This is a genomic window from Nocardia nova (assembly GCF_002933465.1).
GTDB classification, from domain to species: Bacteria; Actinomycetota; Actinomycetes; order Mycobacteriales; family Mycobacteriaceae; genus Nocardia; species Nocardia nova_B.
Genome location: NZ_PSZE01000112.1, coordinates 1 through 525 on the forward strand (window position 1 = coordinate 1; position 525 = coordinate 525).

Here is a 525-nt window from a genome sequence, read left to right on the forward strand (position 1 = left end):
TCCCCGAGGCTTATCGCAGCCTCCTACGTCCTTCATCGGCTCCTGGTGCCAAGGCATCCACCGTACGCTCTTACACACTTACAAACAAAGATGCTCGCGTCCACTGTGCAGTTCTCAAACAACACACCCACCCAGATTGGAAATCAGGACTTACCGGCAACGCCGGCAGTTTCTCAGAAAATCCGAGCAAGTCGTATCTTTTGCCTGGAAAGAACGTCTGTTCTTTCAGGACCCAACAGTGTGCCGATATATCAACCACCAGCCGGTCACTGAGGACCAGCCGACACGCGGGAGAGGTTGTCAGTGTTCCACCCATGAGCTCCAGCCGGACTACATACGAGTCCGAAACTGTCTCTGCCAGAGGCGATCTCGACTGTTCGAGACACCATCTGGAGAAGTGCTCCTTAGAAAGGAGGTGATCCAGCCGCACCTTCCGGTACGGCTACCTTGTTACGACTTCGTCCCAATCGCCAATCCCACCTTCGACGGCTCCCTCCACAAGGGTTAGGCCACCGGCTTCGGGTG

At 55.6% G+C, this 525-nt stretch carries 2 rRNA genes; both read right to left on the reverse strand.

Annotated elements, in window-relative coordinates:
- Positions 1-84, reverse strand: a 23S ribosomal RNA gene (locus C5E41_RS33085); the annotation flags it as partial.
- 324 nt (positions 85-408) lie between these two features.
- A 16S ribosomal RNA gene (locus tag C5E41_RS33090) occupies positions 409-525 on the reverse strand; the annotation flags it as partial.